The organism is Cognatishimia sp., assembly GCF_049116455.1.
In the GTDB taxonomy this organism is placed as follows: Bacteria; Pseudomonadota; Alphaproteobacteria; order Rhodobacterales; family Rhodobacteraceae; genus Cognatishimia.
The window spans coordinates 529,578-549,635 of the sequence record NZ_JAGDYW010000005.1; the positions used below are offsets into that span (position 1 = coordinate 529,578).

The 20,058-nt window shown below is 53.4% G+C and carries 22 protein-coding genes; 13 read left to right on the forward strand and 9 right to left on the reverse strand.

The window, feature by feature from the left end; genetic code table 11:
* Positions 1-20 precede the first annotated feature (20 nt).
* The 4 genes from JXQ85_RS14510 to JXQ85_RS14525 form a co-directional block, all read right to left on the reverse strand.
* Positions 21-572, reverse strand: coding sequence for a cysteine hydrolase family protein (locus JXQ85_RS14510; RefSeq protein WP_421749664.1), 552 nt, complete (start codon positions 570-572; stop codon positions 21-23).
* Positions 573-574: 2 nt separating this feature from the next.
* A complete protein-coding gene (locus JXQ85_RS14515; RefSeq protein ID WP_421749665.1) occupies positions 575-1,576 on the reverse strand; it encodes a type I glyceraldehyde-3-phosphate dehydrogenase in 1,002 nt (333 codons plus the stop codon).
* A 93-nt stretch (positions 1,577-1,669) separates the two neighbouring features.
* Positions 1,670-2,491 (reverse strand): bifunctional allantoicase/(S)-ureidoglycine aminohydrolase, encoded by an 822-nt coding sequence (locus JXQ85_RS14520; RefSeq protein ID WP_421749666.1) that lies wholly within the window; start codon positions 2,489-2,491, stop codon positions 1,670-1,672.
* Between the two features lie 105 nt (positions 2,492-2,596).
* Complete coding sequence (locus JXQ85_RS14525) at positions 2,597-2,902, reverse strand: DUF1992 domain-containing protein (RefSeq protein ID WP_421749667.1); 306 nt, start codon at positions 2,900-2,902, stop codon at positions 2,597-2,599.
* Between the two features lie 124 nt (positions 2,903-3,026).
* Between JXQ85_RS14525 and JXQ85_RS14530 the strand changes: the two genes are divergently transcribed.
* Positions 3,027-4,034 (forward strand): serine hydrolase domain-containing protein, encoded by a 1,008-nt coding sequence (locus tag JXQ85_RS14530; protein WP_421749668.1) that lies wholly within the window; start codon positions 3,027-3,029, stop codon positions 4,032-4,034.
* 49 nt (positions 4,035-4,083) lie between these two features.
* On the opposite strand, the gene JXQ85_RS14535 is transcribed toward JXQ85_RS14530, so the two are convergent.
* On the reverse strand, positions 4,084-5,664 hold the full coding sequence (locus tag JXQ85_RS14535) for a bifunctional metallophosphatase/5'-nucleotidase (protein ID WP_421749669.1): 1,581 nt from the start codon (positions 5,662-5,664) through the stop codon (positions 4,084-4,086).
* A gap of 154 nt (positions 5,665-5,818) precedes the next feature.
* Here JXQ85_RS14535 and JXQ85_RS14540 point away from each other — a divergent pair, with 154 nt between their 5' ends.
* Genes JXQ85_RS14540 through arsC form a run of 3 tightly spaced genes read left to right on the forward strand, consistent with a single transcriptional unit; the run spans position 5,819 to position 7,550 of the window.
* Positions 5,819-6,160, forward strand: a complete 342-nt coding sequence (locus tag JXQ85_RS14540) for a DUF952 domain-containing protein (RefSeq protein ID WP_421749670.1) — start codon at positions 5,819-5,821, stop codon at positions 6,158-6,160.
* Positions 6,157-7,215: a quinone-dependent dihydroorotate dehydrogenase gene (locus JXQ85_RS14545; protein WP_421749671.1), complete on the forward strand. Its 1,059-nt coding sequence runs from the start codon at positions 6,157-6,159 to the stop codon at positions 7,213-7,215. The genes JXQ85_RS14540 and JXQ85_RS14545 overlap by 4 nt, the downstream gene beginning before the upstream one ends.
* Positions 7,212-7,550: an arsenate reductase (glutaredoxin) gene (arsC, locus tag JXQ85_RS14550; protein WP_421749672.1), complete on the forward strand. Its 339-nt coding sequence runs from the start codon at positions 7,212-7,214 to the stop codon at positions 7,548-7,550. Before JXQ85_RS14545 ends, arsC begins: the two co-directional genes overlap by 4 nt.
* Here the strand turns inward: arsC and JXQ85_RS14555 are convergent.
* The 3 genes from JXQ85_RS14555 to JXQ85_RS14565 are packed head-to-tail and all read right to left on the reverse strand — an operon-like array spanning position 7,547 to position 9,817.
* Complete coding sequence (locus JXQ85_RS14555; protein WP_421749673.1) at positions 7,547-8,875, reverse strand: MATE family efflux transporter; 1,329 nt, start codon at positions 8,873-8,875, stop codon at positions 7,547-7,549. The genes arsC and JXQ85_RS14555 overlap by 4 nt on opposite strands.
* Before the next feature lie 7 nt (positions 8,876-8,882).
* Entirely contained in the window at positions 8,883-9,395 is a 513-nt protein-coding gene (locus JXQ85_RS14560; protein WP_421749674.1) for a PaaI family thioesterase, read from the reverse strand.
* On the reverse strand, positions 9,392-9,817 hold the full coding sequence (locus JXQ85_RS14565) for a PaaI family thioesterase (RefSeq protein WP_421749675.1): 426 nt from the start codon (positions 9,815-9,817) through the stop codon (positions 9,392-9,394). Before JXQ85_RS14565 ends, JXQ85_RS14560 begins: the two co-directional genes overlap by 4 nt.
* Positions 9,818-9,936: 119 nt before the next feature.
* On the opposite strand from JXQ85_RS14565, the gene JXQ85_RS14570 reads away from it, so the two are divergent.
* The 8 genes from JXQ85_RS14570 (at position 9,937) to JXQ85_RS14605 (ending at position 17,590) form a co-directional block, all read left to right on the forward strand.
* Positions 9,937-10,305, forward strand: coding sequence for a MerR family transcriptional regulator (locus tag JXQ85_RS14570; RefSeq protein WP_421749676.1), 369 nt, complete (start codon positions 9,937-9,939; stop codon positions 10,303-10,305).
* A 292-nt stretch (positions 10,306-10,597) separates the two neighbouring features.
* Positions 10,598-10,999 (forward strand): MerR family transcriptional regulator, encoded by a 402-nt coding sequence (locus tag JXQ85_RS14575; RefSeq protein WP_421749677.1) that lies wholly within the window; start codon positions 10,598-10,600, stop codon positions 10,997-10,999.
* A gap of 18 nt (positions 11,000-11,017) precedes the next feature.
* Positions 11,018-12,793 carry an acyl-CoA dehydrogenase C-terminal domain-containing protein gene (locus JXQ85_RS14580; RefSeq protein ID WP_421749678.1) on the forward strand — a complete coding sequence of 592 codons (1,776 nt, stop codon included), beginning with the start codon at positions 11,018-11,020 and terminating at the stop codon, positions 12,791-12,793.
* Positions 12,794-12,802: 9 nt separating this feature from the next.
* A complete protein-coding gene (locus JXQ85_RS14585; RefSeq protein ID WP_421749679.1) occupies positions 12,803-13,015 on the forward strand; it encodes a hypothetical protein in 213 nt (70 codons plus the stop codon).
* A gap of 53 nt (positions 13,016-13,068) precedes the next feature.
* Entirely contained in the window at positions 13,069-13,710 is a 642-nt protein-coding gene (locus tag JXQ85_RS14590) for a glutathione S-transferase family protein (RefSeq protein ID WP_421749680.1), read from the forward strand.
* A gap of 10 nt (positions 13,711-13,720) precedes the next feature.
* Positions 13,721-14,932, forward strand: a complete 1,212-nt coding sequence (locus JXQ85_RS14595) for an acetyl-CoA C-acetyltransferase (protein WP_421749681.1) — start codon at positions 13,721-13,723, stop codon at positions 14,930-14,932.
* Positions 14,932-15,408: a cupin domain-containing protein gene (locus tag JXQ85_RS14600; RefSeq protein WP_421749682.1), complete on the forward strand. Its 477-nt coding sequence runs from the start codon at positions 14,932-14,934 to the stop codon at positions 15,406-15,408. The genes JXQ85_RS14595 and JXQ85_RS14600 overlap by 1 nt, the downstream gene beginning before the upstream one ends.
* A complete protein-coding gene (locus tag JXQ85_RS14605; RefSeq protein ID WP_421749683.1) occupies positions 15,401-17,590 on the forward strand; it encodes a 3-hydroxyacyl-CoA dehydrogenase NAD-binding domain-containing protein in 2,190 nt (729 codons plus the stop codon). Before JXQ85_RS14600 ends, JXQ85_RS14605 begins: the two co-directional genes overlap by 8 nt.
* 14 nt (positions 17,591-17,604) lie before the next feature.
* On the opposite strand, the gene JXQ85_RS14610 is transcribed toward JXQ85_RS14605, so the two are convergent.
* The gene (locus JXQ85_RS14610) at positions 17,605-18,252 is read right to left on the reverse strand and encodes a sulfotransferase family 2 domain-containing protein (RefSeq protein ID WP_421749684.1); all 648 of its coding nucleotides are present in this window, start codon (positions 18,250-18,252) and stop codon (positions 17,605-17,607) included.
* A gap of 134 nt (positions 18,253-18,386) precedes the next feature.
* Between JXQ85_RS14610 and JXQ85_RS14615 the strand changes: the two genes are divergently transcribed.
* Entirely contained in the window at positions 18,387-20,021 is a 1,635-nt protein-coding gene (locus JXQ85_RS14615; RefSeq protein WP_421749685.1) for an AMP-binding protein, read from the forward strand.
* The last annotated feature ends 37 nt before the right edge of the window (positions 20,022-20,058 follow it).

The window sequence follows — 20,058 nt, forward strand, 5'->3', positions numbered from 1 at the left end:
CCCGCCAAGTGCGGGGTTTTTTATGCCTGAAGCAACACGTCGCTTTGCACTACCCTCGCAAATTCACCATGAAGATGTGCCAAGGCGGTTCGGTGAATTTCTTCGGCGGTTAACGCAGGTCCATCATCAAAGCTAGTATCAGCATTGGACGCGAAAGCCGCGCAGGCGTCCTCGACAAGATTGACAGTAAATCCAAGATTGGCGGCCATACGCGTGGTTGTCGAAACACAATGCGGCGTGGTCAGTCCACAGATTGTGAGTTCGGTCGCACCGATCTCCTCCAGATGGGCCTGCAAGCCCGTTCCGATAAATCCTGAATTAACCGATTTCTCGAATATCACATCTGAAGGCAAGGGCGTGACCTCTGGCTTGAAGTCAGTCCCAGCCCCCGACAGAGGAGATCCCGGTTCAACGCTGACATGCCGAATGTGAACAACCGGTCGATCTTGCGCGCGCCAGTACGCCAGTAAGTCCCCTGCGCGTTCTTCCGCATGCGGGTTGTTGCGTGCACCCCAGACCGGAGCTTCAAATCCACGCTGAATATCGATCAAGATCAATGCATTCTGAGTCATCGTCAACCTTTCTCTGCCATACGTTTCGCCACGTCGAGCAAGCGACATGAAAAGCCCCATTCGTTGTCATACCAGCCAAAGACCCGCAGCAGCCCACCGACAGAAACGGATGTTTCACGTTCGCAAATCACCAAGGATTCCGGACGCATACGCAGATCCGTAGATACCAAAGGTTTACTGGTGCGTCCCAGAACTCCGGCCTCGCAAGCCTTTAGAAGATGTGCATTCACACTCTCTTTTGTCACCGGTTTCTCGGTTTGAATCGTCAGATCAATTGCACTGACCGAGGCCGTCGGCACACGGATCGCACGGGCTTCGACACGGCCTTCTAGATGCGGCAAAACGCGGTCGATCATCTTCTGCGCACTTGTTGTGGTTGGGACCATCGACAAAGCCGCCGCGCGGCTACGCTCTAAATTGCCACGAGGTTTATCGACAGTGGGCTGCGAACCGGTATAGCAATGCACTGTTGTCATATGCCCGCTTATCAGCCCATAGGCCTCATCCAAAGTCTTCATAAGCGGCGCAAGCGCATTGGTCGTGCAAGACGCATTAGAGACTATCTGCTGATTTTCCAGCGCGTCTTCATTTGCACCCATCACGATGGTCACATCCGCCTGATCACTAGGCCCCGAGATCAGCACCTTGCCAGCCCCGGCTTTCAAACCGCGTTCAACAACGGCGCGATTGCCTGTCATACCGGTGCATTCCAACACGATATCCACACCTGACAGATCCAAGGTGGCGATATCTTCGGCACTGTGGAATGCAAAACGCTGGCCATCGACGATCAGCGCATCCGCATCCGTTTCGACATCACCATTGTAGGTACCAAACACGGAATCATATTCAAATAGATATGCACAAGCCTCCAAAGACTCGATGTCGTTAATGCCGACAATTTCGAAGTTTGGATGGGCGTTCGTCTGCGTCAGGATTCGCAAAACTGTGCGACCAATGCGGCCGAACCCATTGATGAATATGCGAATTTTACGCTCAGACATGTCATCACTCCTGCAATCACTGCGCTTAAGGGCACTTCAACGGCTTTCGCCAGAAATGACCAGCCCCAGATTGTATGGGTTACAAAGCCAGTCTCACCGCAGCTTAGGGTGGCGATTGACGTCTTTATAAAGCAGGTATCTGAAACGGGAGGAGCCTTTTGCCGTGCAGGCCTGCGGGCAGAAGGCACGCAGCCACATAAAATCGCCTGGCTGCACATGCACCCAGTCTTGATTGAGCAGGTAATCCGCCTCCCCATCAAGCACATAAAGCCCGTGTTCCATCACATGAGTTTCCGGAAACGGGATCAGCCCGCCCGGCTCGAATGTCACGATGTTCACGTGCATGTCGTGTCGCAGATCATCCGGATCGACAAAGCGCGTCGTCGCCCAGCGCCCTTCGGTGTCTGGCATCGCGGTCGGTGTAATGTCTGCCTCGTTGGCGATGACAAAGGCCTCTGGGATGTCGATCCCCTCAACCTGTTCGTATGATTTCCGTATCCAATGAAAACAGGCACTCGCTTCCGTTTCATTTTGTAATTTCCAGTCACATCCCGGCGGAAGAAAGGCATACCCGCCCACGCTCAAAGCGTAGGCTTGTCCATTGATCGCCAAAGAGACACTGCCTGACACGACAAAAAGGACACCCTCCCCATGCGGATCGGGTTCCGGTAGCAGGCTCCCGCCCCCCGGAGCCACTTCCATAATGTATTGCGCGAAGGTTTCGGCAAATCCACTCAATGGCCGCGCGATGATCCAAGCCCGCGTGTTGGTCCAATGCGGCAGGTTCGACGTGACAATATCGGTCATCACGCGTTGTGGTAAAAAAACGTAGGCCTCATTAAACACCGCTCGACTGGAACCGAATGGTTTCTGGGGCGGCAATCCTCCCGGTGGCGTGGCGTAGGTATTCGTCATGAGGGCACCCTTATTGGACTGAAACCACTAAACCCTGAGGCAGTCCGTTGACCAATAGAAAAACAGCATATGCACTTACTTAAAGCGTTTGATAATCAGTCAAAATCACCGATGTGCCTTGCGCGCGATATCAATGCGCGCTTCCATTATCGACATCTCTTTCAGTATGTCCTGACGACGGGTGCGATCTCCTGTATCTCGTAATTCATCACGTAGCTTTTGTAGCTCGCGACCAAGCAAGACAAATTCAGGAACACCACCGCTTTCCTTCACCAGACGGTTCAGCAAAGCGTTTTCGGGATCATCAACTTGCGGCAAGGGCTTGCCCTGCCCTTCAAGATTGTCAAATGCACCGTCAGCTTCAGCTTCGGAGATTTTCTGGTTGATAAGGTCGATCAGTGGATGGTCCATAGCGCGAGTTTAGGAAATTGAGAAAGCCAGCGCCAGCCTTACAAACGCTTCTTGAAATGCAGGCTATGGCACCAACATAGAACAAAGCGATCTTATTAAAGTTCTTTGGCTGATTGGGTTTCCGTTGATTGATACTGTTTTTAATAAACTTGCAGGCCGCACACCGAAGCTTGCAACTGGTCTGGCCTATTCCCAGCATGGGTTATCTCCTGAGCTCCGGGTTCAAGGTCCGCTATGGAACGGTTCCAAACAACGAGTTCCAGTAGATGCGAATTGGCATATTGGATCGATAACAAAAACATTTACTGCAACTATGGCGATGCAGCTGGTTGAACGGGGAGCATTAGATTTGGATGCCCCAATCAGTGAATATCTGGTTGATCGAAAGACAGTGCATCCCGAAGTGCGGGCCACGACCATGCGACGCCTACTCAGCCATTCAAGCGGCATCGCAGCAAATCCGTCGATGAATGAGCTGTCCTTGTGGCGGGATCAGGCCCCGGATGTCGGCAGGTTCAATATACTTAAGCCCTATATGGCCAATGCATTGCCGCATGAGCGCGGGCAACACCTGTATTCAAATCTAGGCTATATGCTTGCAGGCCATATTCTCGAGCAAATAACCGGGTCGCCTTGGGAGGCTCAGGTGGTTTCCGAGATTGCAAAGCCTTTGGGATTGAAAAGTCTTGGATTCGGAGCCCCAGAGGGTGATAGAGATCCGCGTGGGCATCGACGCACATTGTTCCGCAGCACGTCAGTCGATCCGAAAACCGGAACATCAGATAACCCACCTTGGCTTGGCCCTGCGGGCACGTTGCATCTCTCCCTGCCAGACCTCGTCACATATGGGCAGGCCCATCTAAAGGCGGCAAACGAGGGTCGGCTTGGCTTTCTGTCAAAGCCTTCATCGGCCCTGATGCGAACCGAAGTCGCGTCCAATTATGGACTTGGTTGGGTGCGTCAAGGTGATGTCTTTTGGCACAACGGATCAAATTCCATGTGGTACGCGCTGCTCACGATCGATCCAAAATCCAATCATGTCGTCGCATTGGTCCAAAACAGTTACCAGCATTCACGGCGGATCGATAACGCGGCCCGAGAGATTTTAGAGCAGCTTCAGCGGGCCTCATAAAAAAAGCCCAACCAATAGGTCGGGCTTTTCATCTTCTTAGAACATCAGCTTACTTCTGAGTGATACGACCGTCTGTGTAAGCAGAATATGGCGCGTTTTTCGCGATATATTCCGCGGTGACATCGGCCAGATCAGGGCCAAAGTCGTAGGCGTTTTCAGCGTCACGGAACATTTTGTAACCGTCGCCACCATTGCGCACATAGTTATTTGATACCAGACCATAGGTTTTCGCCGGATCGATTGGCACCCAAGCGCCACCGTCCATGACCATCACTTCTTGGATACGGCCTTCATTTGGCGCAACCGAAGCATCAAAAGTGAACTTCAGACCCGCAACCTGAGGGAAGCGGCCTTTCACTTCTTCGATCTGGCTCACGCCGTTTTCTAGCGCATCAATCACGCTCTGACCAGACACTTGGAAGGTCGACAGCGTGTTCTGGAATGGCAGAACAGTCAGAACCTCTCCCATGGTGACTTCACCTGCATCGATGGATGCGCGCAGACCACCAGAGTTTTGGATTGCAATGGTGATACCTTGATCCGCGACGCGGTCGAGCATGGCATCAGCCACAAGGTTGCCCATGCCACATTCTTGCAAACGGCACACATTGCGGTCTCCGTTGATGACGTCGGCCGCATCCGCGACCACGCGCTGTTTCATTTCCTCAATGGGGGCACCCATCTCAGCAACACGCGCGATCATTGCAGCATTTGGTTCGACAGAGGCATCCAGCAGGATCGGCTCACCTGCCGCAGAAGTCACATTGCCTGCGTCATCAAAAGTCAGGGTGATCTCACCCACGTATTTTGAATAGGCATAAGCCTGCACAACCGGAACATCGCCTACCATGGTCGGGTATGGCCCCGCCGCGCGATCAGAAGTGTTAGACAGCAATGAATGCGAGTGACCGCCAACAACCAGATCAAGGCCCGGAACGTTTGCGGCAATATCCAGGTCCTTCGCCAGACCAACATGGTTCAACGCGATGATCTTAGTCACACCTTCTGCTTCCAAAGCGGCGACATCGGCCTTCAGACTGTCGATCTCATCTTGGAAGACAACATTATCACCCGGAGAAGAGGTTTCGACCGTATCAACGGCCAAAGCTGAAATGATGCCAATCTTTTCGCCGCCCACTTCCAACACAACGTGGTTTTTGACCTTGCCATTCAGCAGTGGCTCAGAAGTCAGATCCAAGTTGCCGGAAATCACAGGGAAGGAAACCGTATCTACAAATTTTTCGAGGCCAGCTGGGCCGTCGTCAAATTCGTGGTTGCCCACCGCCATCACATCATAGCCGATCTGCTCCATGAATTCAGCTTCGGCTTCACCTTTATAAGTGGTGTAGAACAATGAACCCTGGAACGGATCACCTGCGTCCAGAACCAAGAAGTTCTGACCCGCCAGCTCTTGGCGTTTTGCATCGATCAAAGTTTTGATACGTGCAACGCCACCAAAGCATTTGCCTTCTGCTTCGCCCTCGGCGTTACAAGTGGAATCATATTTGTTGATCGACTCAATCCGGCTGTGGATGTCGTTTGTGTGTAAGATGGTCAGCTTATATTCGGCTGACGCCATGCCAGCTGTCACTGCTAGCGCGGCAGCACTGGTTAGAAATCGCATGAACATCGGAACTCCCCTTTATTGTTATCGGAGTGATTTGGACACAATTTTGACCCTTGAGTCAAAACTCTTGTCGCGGAAACTAAAGTTGTGGCGGTAACAGGATCATGACAGCGCGCTATTACTTGACCAATGCACAATGGACAGGCATGTCAGCCTCATGCTGATTTTCAAGATATTGCGGGCCGATGAATGGGCCCAGTTCCAAGCCGATGGCGCCACCCAAGGCGCGCCGATTGATCTGGCCGATGGCTTTGTTCATTTCTCTACCGCCACACAGGCCGCTGAAACCGCCGCGAAGCATTTTTCGGGCTTAGAAGGTCTTTGGCTATTGGCGCTAGAGGCGGATGATCTCGGCCGCGCATTAAAGTGGGAGGTCTCTCGTGGAGGCGATAAGTTCCCGCATCTCTATCGCGACATGCGCCTTGATGAGGTGCTTTGGGCCAAGCCGTTACCACTCGTTGATGGCGTCCATCAGTTCCCAGCGGAGGCAGGCGCATGAACTTTCTAGAAAAAATCGGCATGCCACTGTTGCATAAGATCGATCCAGAGACCTCTCATGGTCTGGCAATCAAAGCGCTACAACTGGGCGCTGCAGCCAATCCGGGCCTCGTGACTTCCCCGCGCCTGCGTACTACTTTTGCAGGAATGGAACTGCCAAACCCTGTGGGTCTTGCTGCGGGATTTGATAAAAACGCGACAGCGCTCTTGGGCCTTTCGCGCGCAGGCTTTGGCTTCTTTGAGGTCGGCGCCGCGACACCGCGCCCACAGCCAGGCAACCCGAAACCGCGTCTGTTCCGATTGACTAAGGATCGCGCGGCCATCAATCGTTTTGGGTTTAACAATGACGGAATGGAAGCCATTGCCGCACGCTTGGCCCAGCGTCCAAGGGATGCTGTGATTGGCCTGAATTTAGGAGCTAACAAAGACTCTGATGATCGCGCTGCAGATTTTGCCAAGGTCCTCGCCCATTGCGGCGCGCATCTGGATTTTGCAACCGTCAATGTCAGCTCTCCGAACACTGAAAAACTACGCGACTTGCAGGGCAAAGCGGCTCTTTCTGCACTACTGGCTGGCGTGATGGAGGCCCGCGCTGGCCTTGAACGCAAAATTCCTGTCTTCCTGAAAATCGCACCGGATTTGACCGAAACCGAGCTCGCCGAGATTGCTGAAGTGGCCATAGAGAGCGGCCTCGATGCCATCATCGCGACCAACACGACATTGGATCGCGACGGCTTGCTGTCTGAACATCGTGGCGAAAAGGGCGGCCTGTCTGGCGCGCCTTTGTTTGAGAAATCCACGCGTGTGCTGGCGCAACTGTCCAAGCTCACCGAAGGCAAACTGCCTCTGGTGGGTGTGGGTGGTATTTCTAACGCCGATCAAGCCTATGCCAAAATCTGCGCCGGCGCATCTGTCGTGCAGCTTTATACGGTGTTGGTTTACGGTGGTCTCTCCATGGTCGAAGACATTGTACGCGGTCTGGATGAATTGCTGGCGCGCGATAGCTTTGGCAATGTGTCCGAAGCCATTGGCAGCAAACGAGAGGACTGGCTATGACTGAAATTTGGCACAACCCACGCTGCTCAAAATCGCGTCAAACATTGGCACTGGTTGAAGAAAAAGGCCCGGTCACCATCCGTAAGTACCTTGAAGATGCCCCCACCGAGGCTGAAATCCGTGCCGTTTTAAAGATGTTGAACATCCCAGCCATCGATCTGATGCGTAAGGGCGAGGCAGAGTTCAAAGAGCGTGGGTTAAGCAATGACACGGATGAGGACGCGTTGATCGCTGCAATGGTCGAAGTGCCAAAACTGATCGAGCGCCCTGTTGTGATCGCGGGTGGGCAAGCCCGTTTGGGACGTCCTCCAGAAAGCGTTCTGGAGATCCTTTAAGTTACGACAGACCTTTCCAATGCGGGGTAGCGCATTCCTAGCGTCACGCCACGCACCGCAAAAGAAACAAGCAACGCAGCCCACAGGCCGTGGTTCTCAAAGGCTGGGATCAGGACCAAAACTGCAATTACATAAACAACGCTGCTAACGATCATCATGTTGCGCATATCGGAGCCACGTGTGGCACCGATGAATATACCGTCTAACATCCACGCGGCGCAGCCAACGATTGGTGCGGCTATCATCCAAATCAGATAGACTCCCGCATCGGCCTGAACCTCGGCGGATTTGGCCATCACGTCGATCAACCATGGCCCTCCGATCGCAAAGAAAAGCGCCATGCTGGTGCAAGTTACAGCCCCCCAGAAAGAACACATCAGGGCCGATTTGCGCAGGCGTCGCACGTTGCCCTGCCCGATGGCACGGGCAATCAGCGCTTCGGCCGCAAAGGCGAAACCATCCATCGCGTAGGCTACAATGTAGGTGAATTGGATCAGGACTTCGTTGGCAGCCAAAGTTACATCGCCAAAGCCAGCGCCCAGGAAAACAAAGCTTGAGAAAATGGCCATCAAGAGCGCTGAACGGATCAAAATATCGGCATTCAAAAGACCCATACGGATCAGCTTTGCGCGATCAATCACCCGCCCCCAACTGCGCCACGCAACATTGGCAAAAGCGTCCCGGCAAAGCCATATGCCCAGCCCCGCACCCGCTAATTCTGCAATAACCGTTGCGATGGCAACGCCCTCAACGCCCCAACCGAGGCCCAACACGAACCACAAATCCAGTAAGATGTTGATCCCATTCATCACGAACTGAACCCAAAACACGCCAGTTGTGCGCTCCATCGCGACCAACCAACCCGTGGCGGCGTAGACCGCGATCGCAGCAGGTGCTGTCCAGATGCGGATTTGCAGATAGTCTCGCGCAAGGCTTTCAACCTCAGGCGAAGCAGGCGATAGCACAAAAGCCAATGCAAATATCGGGATTTGCAATAGAACCAGCAGCAAGCCCCCAACACCCGCAATTAAAAAGGCCCGCGTAAGAATGGCCGAAACTTCTGCATGATCCTCGGCCCCGGCTGCCTGTCCAACGAGCCCAGCCGTTCCCATGCGCAAAAAGCCAAATATCCAGTAGATCGACGATAGAATAATCGCCCCCATGGCGACGGCCCCAATAAGAGCCGCCTCGCCCAATTGACCAACCACGCCGACATCTACAGCGCCCAATATCGGCACAGTGGCATTGGACAACACCACCGGTAAGGCAACTTTCAAGATGCGGCGATGAGTGACCTCGGGGGGCCGGGCTATCTGTGACGACATGTGATGATCAGTCAGCCAAAGGTGCTGGCATCAGAAAATGTCCGGTCGCCTGCGCAATCAACTGCTCACGCCGATCTTGCCATGCCTCGACATGCACCGACGCATAGCGCCGCCCAGAGCGATTAACCCGCGCGCGCGCATAGGCGTCGCGCGGTAGACCTGAACGTAGATAGTCCACCGTGAAATCGATGGTTTTGGGTAGCCGTGGGAGATTGCCTTTCTCAAGCTCATCCAAAGATAACGTGCCGCTTTCCATATCCTCCCAAAGCGTGGCCCAGCGCAGACCAATCAGCGAGGTAATTTCCAGAAAGGCTGCCGTCGCGCCGCCATGTATTGCCGGCAGGATAGGGTTGCCGATATTGGTCTCCTGAAACTGCATTATGCCGGTCAGTTCATCTCCGCGACGTTCAAAATGAATGCCAAGAAAATCACAATACGGGATGCTGGCAACCAAAGCGTTCAGCGCTGCATCACGGCGCTGCTTCACAACTTGAACCGGTTCCGGGCGTGGTCTGTTCATGCCTTTTTCTCCGCAGTGAAAGCCCCTGTGGCTGTGGCCACCGGGTTTTCGCGATCGTTGTCATATGATCTGGCGCGCACAAAGGCGACGGTTCTGGTTAAATGATAAACCTCGGCCACCGCGACGATACGCTCCCCTGGCTTGGCCGCACGCATATAATCAATACGCAGATCAATCGTGGCCGTTGCCCCGTTCACTTGGGGATGGCTCATGACGGCAGCACCGCAACAGGTATCCATCAGCGCGGAAATAGCCCCTCCGGAAATCACGCCTGTATCAGGATCCCCAATGAACCTTGGATCATAATCCATTTCAAGCTGCGCTTTGCCGCCAGCGATTTCAGTGATCACCATCCCCAATGCTTTGGCATGGGGGATGGCCTCAATGAATTGCTGGGCAACCTTTAAATCTTCAGAGCTCAATGGCTTGCCTTTCTGAACTGCTACATTTTTACACGCTTAAGAACGTGACGAAACGAACAACCTGACCTGTTGCTCTCTTTGAACACTCCGCATAAGTTTGCTGCAAGGGAGAATTTGTTATGACCACGCAGCGTCTGACATTTAAGGAAATGTGCGCGAAATTTGACGTCACGCCAAGAACATTGCGTTACTATGAGTATATCGAACTCCTCGCACCTGAGCGCGAAGGGCGATCTCGGTATTATGGCCCACGCGAAGTTGCGCGAATGACATTGATCATTCGCGGCCGCCGATTTGGCCTGAAATTAGAACAGTTGCGGCAGTGGCTTTTAATCTACGAAAAAGAAGGCAGCGAAGCGCAAATGTCAGCCTTTGTAGAGATGGCGGACGAACAATTGACCCAGCTTTATGAGCAACGCGACCAGCTCGCCGAGGCCATTCAAGAGCTGGAAGAATTGCGTGCGGAAACCGCAAACTCACTGAAATAGCCAGTCGTGCACGGGCTTTCCTCGAGAATGTCCGTAACGTCACAAAATTGTGTAGTGCGATTGCGCGCCCTCCTTAAATTCCTGATTTAAATCGAAAAACACCCCGTCATTTCTCCAATTTTTTCGCAAATTAGGGAAATGTTAATAGTTTACGTGATGAAAGCTTACGTAAGGCTACAATTGACGCAATACCGAACTTACGTAAACGTAAAGAAACAGGTCTCAGATGAGACTTGGGATGCCCCTGCTGATTTGAGGAGATCAGTGCGGGGGTTGATGAGAGGGGAAACCGATGACTGAAGACTATATGACCATCCGCGAAATGTGTGACGCCTTTGGTGTCACACCACGTACTTTGCGGTTTTATGAAGCCAAAGAACTCTTGTTTCCGATCCGAGAAGGTCAGAAACGCCTCTTTACCCGCCGCGATCGTGCACGTTTGAAACTGATCCTGCGCGGCAAACGATTTGGGTTTTCGCTCGAAGAAATCCGCCAACTTTTGAACCTATACGACATGGGCGACCAGCAGCTGACCCAGCTCAGCCGCACCTATGACATCGCCCACGAACGCCTCGCGGATATGGAACGCCAACGCGAAGAACTCGACGAGGCGATCGCAGATCTGAAAGAGCAAATGAAGTGGGGGGAAAAGATGATTTCCTCGCTAAGCCAGCCCAAGCGCGCAGCTGAATAACCTGTTCCGGAGACGATTATGCCCACCTATACAGCGCCTACAAAAGACATGCAGTTCTTGTTGCACGATGTTCTGAAAGTCAGCGAATCCGATACCCCGGGCTACGCCGATCTGGATCGTGATTTCACAAATGCGATTTTCGAAGAAGCTGGACGGCTTAATAGCGAAGTTGTCGCGCCTTTGAATGTGGTTGGTGATCAAGAAGGATGTCGTCTGGAAAACGGTGTGGTCTATACGCCCAAAGGTTTCAAAGAAGCCTTTGAACAAGTGAAAGAAGGCGGTTGGACCGGTTTGGATATGCCGGAAGATTACGGCGGGCAGAATATGCCTGCGGTGGTGGGCACAGCGGTCGGCGAAATGTTTTCTGCCGCAAACCAGGCGTTCACCATGTATCAGGGTCTGACCCATGGCGCCGCCTCTGCTATTTTGGCGCATGGTACGAACGAGCAGAAAACAACTTATTTGCCGAACATGGTCAGCTGCGCATGGACCGGCACCATGAACCTGACCGAACCGCATTGCGGCACGGATCTGGGCCTGATGCGCACCAAAGCTGAGCCACAGGATGATGGCAGTTTCAAGATTTCTGGGCAGAAAATCTTTATCTCGGCTGGTGAGCACGACATGGCGGATAACATCGTCCACCTGGTGCTGGCGAAAATTCCTGGCGGCCCCGATGGCATCAAAGGCGTCTCTCTCTTCATCGTACCGAAATTCATGGTCAACGAAGATGGATCTTTAGGCGCTCGCAACGGTGTTTCCGTTGGCAATATCGAAAAGAAAATGGGCATCCACGGCAACTCGACCTGTGTGATGAACTACGACGAAGCAACCGGCTATTTGCTTGGGGATGAACATAAAGGCATGCGCGCCATGTTCACTATGATGAACGAAGCGCGGCTTGGTGTTGGCATGCAAGGCCTGTCCCAAGCAGAAGGGGCCTATCAGAACGCCGTGGCCTATGCCAAAGACCGCTTGCAAGGTCGTGATGTAACTGGAGCGAAGAACCCAGAAGGCCCTGCCGACCCGCTGATTGTCCACCCAGACATTCGCCGCGCGCTTATGGATCAAAAGAGCTTTATTGAAGGTGGTCGTGCCTTCCTGCTTTGGGGGGCTCAACTGATTGATCAGTCGCATCGGTCTAATGATAAAGACGCCGACGGTCTGGTGTCCCTACTCACCCCGGTCATCAAGGGGTTCTTGACCGATCAAGGCTACGACATGACGGTGCAAGCGCAACAGGTTTATGGCGGTCACGGTTACATCGAAGAACATGGCATGAGCCAGTTCACCCGCGATGCGCGCATCACCATGATTTATGAAGGCGCGAATGGCGTCCAGGCACTTGATCTGGTCGGTCGTAAACTGGCGCAAGATGGCGGCAAGCACGTCATGGCGTTCTTTGACCTAGTGAAAGGCTTCTGTAAGGAACATGGCGAAGATGAAGCCATGGCAGATTTCATCGCGCCGCTGAAAACCGCGAGCAAGCACCTGCAGGCAGCCGGCATGTATTTCATGCAAAATGGCATGAAGAACCCGAACCATGCTTTGGCCGGATCTTACGATTTCATGCATCTCTTTGGTCATGTTTGTCTGGGCCTGATGTGGGGCCGCATGGCACACGCATCCTTGGATGCAATTGCATCTGGTACTTCCGACGTGGCATTCCACGAGACCAAATTGGCAACAGCGCGTTACTATATGGCACGACGCTTACCGGCTACGGCCATGCATCTAGCCCGCATTGAAAGCGGCGCTGATACGGTCATGGCCCTGGATGCCGAAGCTTTCTAAGGAGAAAACATGCCAAAGCGCTTTCGCCTAACCCGCCGCATGCCCATCGCCATGACCGAAGATGCCTATCGGCGTTTGAAGCGGTTTTCTCAGGAGGCCGGATTGGATGAAGGCGAAGCGCTGTCTTTTCTCTTTGAAAACTTCGACGCCATCACAGACGAAGAAGGGCTGGCGCAGCGATTGCGCCGGTTCAATCTGGAACTCGAAGCGCGCAAACGCTGATTTAGAAATGGCGGATTAAACTCCGGCATACAGATGCATTTTGGGAGCACCTAATGACCTTAAAACTCTACTGTTTTGGCGAAAGTGGCAACGCATATAAAGCCGCGCTTGCGCTGGAACTTTCTGGCCTGCCTTGGGAAGCGGTCTTTGTTGATTTCTTCAAAGGCGAAGCTCGCAGCGAAGAGTATTTGAGCAACGTGAATGAGATGGGGGAAGCGCCGGTTCTTGTGGATGGGGATGTGAAGCTTTCACAGTCCGGCGTGATCCAGCAGTACATCTCTGACAAGTCTGGGAAGTTTGGCGGTAAAGACGATACGGAACGCTATGAAATTCTGCGATGGGTTCTATGGGATAACCATAAGCTTTCGTCTCAGAACGGCGTGACCCGCTTCTTGATGAATTTTCTGCCAGAGGACAAACGCCCCAAGGAAGCTATTGCCTTCCTCCAGGGTCGTCTGAAAGCAGCTTACAAGGTTTTGGATGGCCACTTGGAGGGCCGAGATTGGATGGTTGGGGACAACCTCACCAATGCCGACATCTCCTGCTGTGGCTACCTCTTTTACCCAGAACCCTTCGGCTTTGACCGCAAGGACTGGTCCAATATCGACCGATGGCTTTCAAACATCGAAGCCACCCCCGGTTGGAAACACCCATACGATTTGATGCCCGGTCACCCGAGTGACCGCGGCCTTTAAGGAGAAGAGCATGACCGAAGCCTATATCTATGACGCTGTGCGTTCCGTGCGCGGCAAGGGCCGAAAAGACGGCTCTTTGCACGAAGTCAGCGCGCCTCACCTCAGTGCGGCAGTTCTCAACGCGCTGAAATCCCGCAACAATCTGGAAGGCCACGCGGTCGAAGATGTGATCTGGGGCAATGTCACTCAAGTGGGTGAACAAGGGGCCTGCTTGGCGCGGACGGCCGTGCTGGCCTCAGACCTAGACGAGAGCATTCCCGGTGTTTCTATTAACCGTTTCTGTGCCTCTGGACTTGAAGCAGTGAATATGGCTGCAAACCAAGTGCGAGGCGGTGGCGGTGACGCCTATATCGCGGGTGGCGTTGAATGCATGAGCCGCGTACCGATGGGCATGGATGGCGGTGCCATTGCAGTGGATCCATCCATCGCGATCGATAACTACTTTGTTCCTCAAGGTATCTCAGCCGATATTATCGCAACCGAATATGGGTTTACGCGTGATCAGGCTGATGCTCTGGCGGTTGAAAGCCAACGCCGCGCAAAGGCTGCATGGGATGCCGGGCATTTTGATAAGTCCGTGATTGCAATCGAAGACATCAACGGCCTACCGATCCTAGCCCATGATGAATTCATGCGACCACAAACGGACATGCAATCACTTGGTGCATTGAAACCGTCGTTCAAAGACATGGGTGAATTCATGCCCGGTTTCGACAAGATCGCGCTAATGAAATACCCGCATCTCGAGAAGATCGAGCATATCCACCACGCCGGGAACTCCTCTGGTATTGTGGATGGATCAGCCGCTCTATTGATCGGCAACAAGGAATACGGCGAACGTATGGGGCTAAAGCCGCGCGCGCGTATTAAATCGACTGCTAAAATCGGTACGGATCCGACCATCATGTTGACCGGTCCCGTCCCTGTGACCCAGAAAATCCTACGCGAAAGTGGTATGGAAATCGGCGATATCGACCTCTTTGAAGTCAACGAAGCCTTTGCTTCTGTTGTGATGCGCTTCATGCAGGCCTTTGACGCTGACCCAGCGAAAGTGAACGTGAACGGCGGATCGATCGCCATGGGGCACCCATTGGGCGCGACAGGGGCCATGATCCTTGGCACATTGCTGGATGAGCTTGAACGATCAGACAAGGAAACCGGCTTGGCGACGCTCTGCATTGGATCTGGCATGGGTGCTGCAACCATTATCGAGCGCGTCTGATGCCTAAGATAGATTTGACAAAAATCCCGATCCAAACCGGCTCGGGTTACCCCGAACAATTCCGCGAAGAAATGCAGGGACGATCAAGCCAACGTATCGGCGACACAGGTGGCATCACCCAGTTCGGCGCCAATATCACGATATTGCAGCCCGGCGCCAAATCGAGCTTGCGCCATTGGCACGAAGAGCAAGACGAATTCATGATGGTCATCTCTGGGACTTGCAAGCTTGTAGATGATTTCGGTGAAACCGAATTAACAGTTAGCGAATGCGCGGCCTTTCCGGCCGGGGACGCGAACGGACATTACGTGGTGAACAACTCCAGCTCTGAGGCGCGGTTTCTGATCATCGGCTCTCGCACTGCGACTGAAACCGCATGGTACAGCGATATCGACATGAAAGTGACCGTTCAAGACGGGACTTACGACTTCACCCATAAAGACGGCAGCCCCTTCACAGGAGGTGAAAATGACTGATTTTACTATGAATATTGATGCCGATGGCATCGCAACTTTGGTTTGGGATACCCAAGGCAAAAGCATGAACGTGCTGAACCTTGAGGCACTTGAACAGTTGGATAAATATACGGATGAAGCCCTTGCCGATGAGCAGGTCAGAGGCATCATCATCACGTCTGGCAAAGAAGGAAGTTTTGCGGGTGGCATGGACCTCAACATCATCGCCAAGATGAAAGAGATGGCCGGTGACAACCCAGCGAAGGGCCTGTTTGACGGCATTATGAACATGCACCGCATCCTGCGCAAAATTGAGCGCGCGGGTATGGATCCTAAGACCAACAAAGGTGGCAAACCTGTGGCTTGTGTGATGCCGGGAACCGGGCTTGGCATTGGCATGGAAATCCCATTGGCGACGCACCGAATTTTTGCAGCTGACAACCCGAAGGCCAAGATTGGCTTGCCAGAAATCATGGTTGGCATTTTCCCCGGAGCTGGCGGCACAACACGTCTTGTCCGTAAACTCGGAGCCATGGCGGCAGCCCCATTCTTGTTGGAAGGCAAGTTGAGCGATCCGAAAAAAGCCAAGGCAGCAGGCCTGATCGATGAGGTCAGCGATGACCCGATGGCAGCCGCGCGCGAGTGGATTTTATCCGAACCGAAATTTGTCAAACCTTGGGATGAAAAAGGCTATAAAATGCCCGGTGGCGCGCCTTACCATCCAGCCGGTTTCATGACCTATGTCGGGGCTTCTGCAATGGTGCACGGCAAGACCTGGGGCGCATTTCCAGCAGCTAAGGCCCTGCTGAGTGCGGTCTATGAAGGCGCATTGGTGCCGTTTGATACCGCGCTGAAAGTCGAAGCGCGCTGGTTCACCAATGTTTTGATGAACCCAAGCTCTGGCGCGATGATCCGCAGCCTCTTTATCAACAAAGAGGCATTGGAAAAAGGCGCGAACCGCCCGGCGGTTGAAGATCAGAAGGTCAAAAAAGTTGGTGTTCTAGGCGCAGGCATGATGGGTGCCGGTATTGCATTGGTTTCTGCTAAGGCCGGTATCGAAGTCGTGTTGATCGACCAGAACCAAGAAGCGGCAGATCGTGGTAAGGCTTATACCGAAGCCTTTGCCGACAAAGGCATTGCGCGTAAAAAGGCGACCCCTGAGCAAAAGGAAGCGATGCTGTCGCGTATCGACGCAACCACAGACCTAGATGCTCTCAAAGATGTAGACCTGATCATTGAAGCGGTGTTTGAAGATCCAAAGGTGAAGGCGGAAATGACCCAAAAGGTCGAGGCCGTGATCCCGAGGGACGCGATCTTTGCCTCCAACACCTCGACTCTGCCAATCACCGAACTCGCCAAAGCCTCAAGCCGCGCGGATCAATTCATTGGCATTCACTTCTTCTCTCCTGTTGAGAAGATGCTGCTGGTTGAGATCATCAAGGGTAAAGAAACCGGCGACAAGGCCGTGGCAAAGGCGCTGGATTTTGTGCGTCAGATCAAAAAGACGCCAATCGTGGTCAACGATGCGCGCTTTTTCTACGCCAATCGCTGCATCATCCCATACATCAACGAAGGTCTTCGCATGATTGGCGAGGGCGTAGCCCCTACCCTGATTGATAACTCCGCGCAGCTCCTAGGCTTCCCGGTGGGTCCAATCCAGTTGGTCGATGAAACCTCGGTTGATCTTGGCGCCAAGATCGCGCGTGCCACCAAAGCCGCGATGGGAGACACCTACCCCGATAGTGCCGTCGATGACGTGATCTTCTTCATGGAAGGCGAAGAACGTCTTGGCCGCAAGGTCAAAGCGGGCTTTTATGACTATGACGAGAAAGGCAAACGTGAGGGCTACTGGTCAGGCCTCGGCGCGCAGTATGAACGCCTTCAGGATCAACCCGATGTCACTGAAGTGCAAAACCGCCTAATGTTCGCACAAGTGCTGGAAGCCGTCCGTGCGCTCGAAGAAGGCGTACTGGAAGATATCCGCGAAGGCGACGTCGGGGCGATCCTTGGCTGGGGCTTTGCCCCATGGTCTGGCGGACCATTTGCATGGCTTGATATCGTCGGAGCGGCTTGGGCTGCCCAACAATGTGATTCATTGAAAGAGAAATACGGAGCGCGTTTTGCCTGCCCGAAACTCCTGCGCGATATGGCAGACAAAACCGAAACCTTCTACGAGCGGTTCGCCCCGGCTAAAGCGGCCTGATTGATCCAGCCGTATTAGTCGAAACGATAGCCAAACCGGTCAATATCGACCCGACAGATGTCGCCCAATAGGGCGGCATCTTCTTCGTCGTAATAGTTGCGATAATCGCTGTCCCGTTCAGATCGATTGACCTGCGGCAATTCCAGCTCAAATCCCAAGTGTTCAAACAACGGCTGAGCGTCCTCATTAAAATGCTCCAACCGGATATAGAGCTTTGCCTGCTCCACCCCACGCATATCCGTCAGGTAACGCACAAATGGGGATCCCTCGAGCGAAGCCTGCGTGTGAGGGTGCGATAAAAATTCCTTAAATGTCAGCGCCTTAGACAGGCGAACTGCAGTGTGCTCAAACCCCTGCTCTCGCAGCCAATGATAGTAACTGACAAAGCGATCCCATGGATTGCGGACCAAAGCAAAGCTGTAAAAGCTTTCGATCTCTTCACGCGTTGCCAGACCTTCAATGTCTGACAGGCCAGAGTGTTTCCAAAGTCGGCCGTTTGCGAGAACACCTTTGACGCGCCGCCGCCGCTTCGCAGCCTTCGGTGTGTCGCCCAACATAATGTCATCCTTCTTGGCCCGGTCCTCTAAGGCCAATGCCAAAGATGTCCCCCCCGTCTTGGGGATATGCACAAAGATGTAACGACGTCCGCGCGATAAAATCATAAAGCCAGCCTATCCAATCCAAACCGCCGCGCCTAGCACGTTACGTAAATCTACGGACGGGTTCCTACGGGTTTCCCAAAAGTCTTTGCCTCGCTAGGGTTTACAAAAATCAGACATGTAGGGAGGACATGGCTATGGGCTGGATGAACGACGAGACAGGACTTGAGAAAAACGCGGCGAACTATGTTCCGCTAACCCCGCTTTCGCATTTAAAGCGCGCCGCAGAGGTCTATCCAGAAAACCTCGCCGTTGCGTATGGCACTCACCGCGTCACATACCAAGGTTATTTGGATCGGGTCACACAGCTTGCGTCAGCTCTGACAAAACTTGGTGTTACCCCCGGCGACGTTGTGGCTACGCTGTTACCCAACGTGCCGGCCCAGGTCGAAGCCCATTTCGGGGTGCCTGCCTGCAGCGCTGTGCTTAACACCATCAATACACGTCTGGATGTTTCAACCGTCGCTCACATTTTTGAACATGGCGAAGCCAAGGTCGTACTGGTGGACAGCGCGCTCATACCCCTTGCTGAAGCCGCGATTGACGCCATGGATGGTACCGGTCCATCCATTGTCGAAGTAGCTGATCCAAATGCAGGTATTACGGCCTCAGGGCGCTATCCTGAATACGAAGACCTACTGGCGGCAGCCGATGCTGGTTTTCAATGGATTTGGCCAAAGGATGAGTGGGAAAGCCTTGCCCTGAACTACACCTCTGGCACCACTGGGCGCCCCAAAGGTGTCGTCTATCATCATCGCGGAGCCTATCTGATGACGATGGGAACCTTGGTCAGCTGGAATATCGGGCAAAAGCCGGTTTACCTGACCATCGTGCCTTTGTTTCACTGCAATGGCTGGAACCATTCCTGGATGATCCCAATTGTCGGTGGCACGGTTGTTTGCTGTCGGGATGTAACAGCGGCGAACGTCTTTAACGCCATCGCCGACGAAGGCGTGACACATTTTGGCGGTGCTCCGATTGTACTAAACGCATTGGTCAATGCGTCAGAAGCTGACCGCCGGTCGTTTGATCAAGAAGTGCAGGTCTTTACGGCTGGTGCCCCACCTGCCCCGGCAACCTTGGCCAAAGTGGCAGAACTTGGGTTCAACGTGACACATGTTTATGGGCTGACTGAAACCTATGGCCACGTCACAGAATGTCTGTGGCAAGCGGATCGTTGGTCAGATTGCGATGACGCAGAAACCGCAGCCATCAAAGCGCGCCAAGGCGTTGCGATGCCTATCCTTGAACCGGTTGTGGTACGTGATAGCGCCCATTCCGACATTCCGCGTGACGGCACAACCCAGGGTGAGATCGCTCTGCGTGGGAATACGGTGATGAAAGGGTATCTGAAGAACCCAGAAGCAACTGCAGAAGCCTTTAAAGGCGGCTATTTTAATTCGGGCGACATCGCGATCCAGCACCCTGATAGCTATATCCAAATCGCTGACCGCGCGAAGGACATCATCATTTCCGGCGGCGAAAACATCAGCTCTGTTGAAGTGGAAAACACTTTGATGGCGCATCCAGATGTGTCCCTAGCCTCGGTTGTTGCCATGCCAAACGAAAAATGGGGCGAAGTGCCCTGCGCGTTTGTTGAGCTTAAAGACGGTGCCGCCGAAGACGCCGAAGCTTTGGTCGCCTTCGCACGGGAACGTCTTGCCGGTTTCAAAACTCCCAAAAAGGTTGTGTTTGAGACACTCCCCAAAACCGCAACGGGCAAAGTTCAAAAATTCGAACTGCGAAAGCGGGCCATCGAACTTTCGGCATGATTGCAGCAGCGGATTATTGCGCGTAAACTCTGCGCAA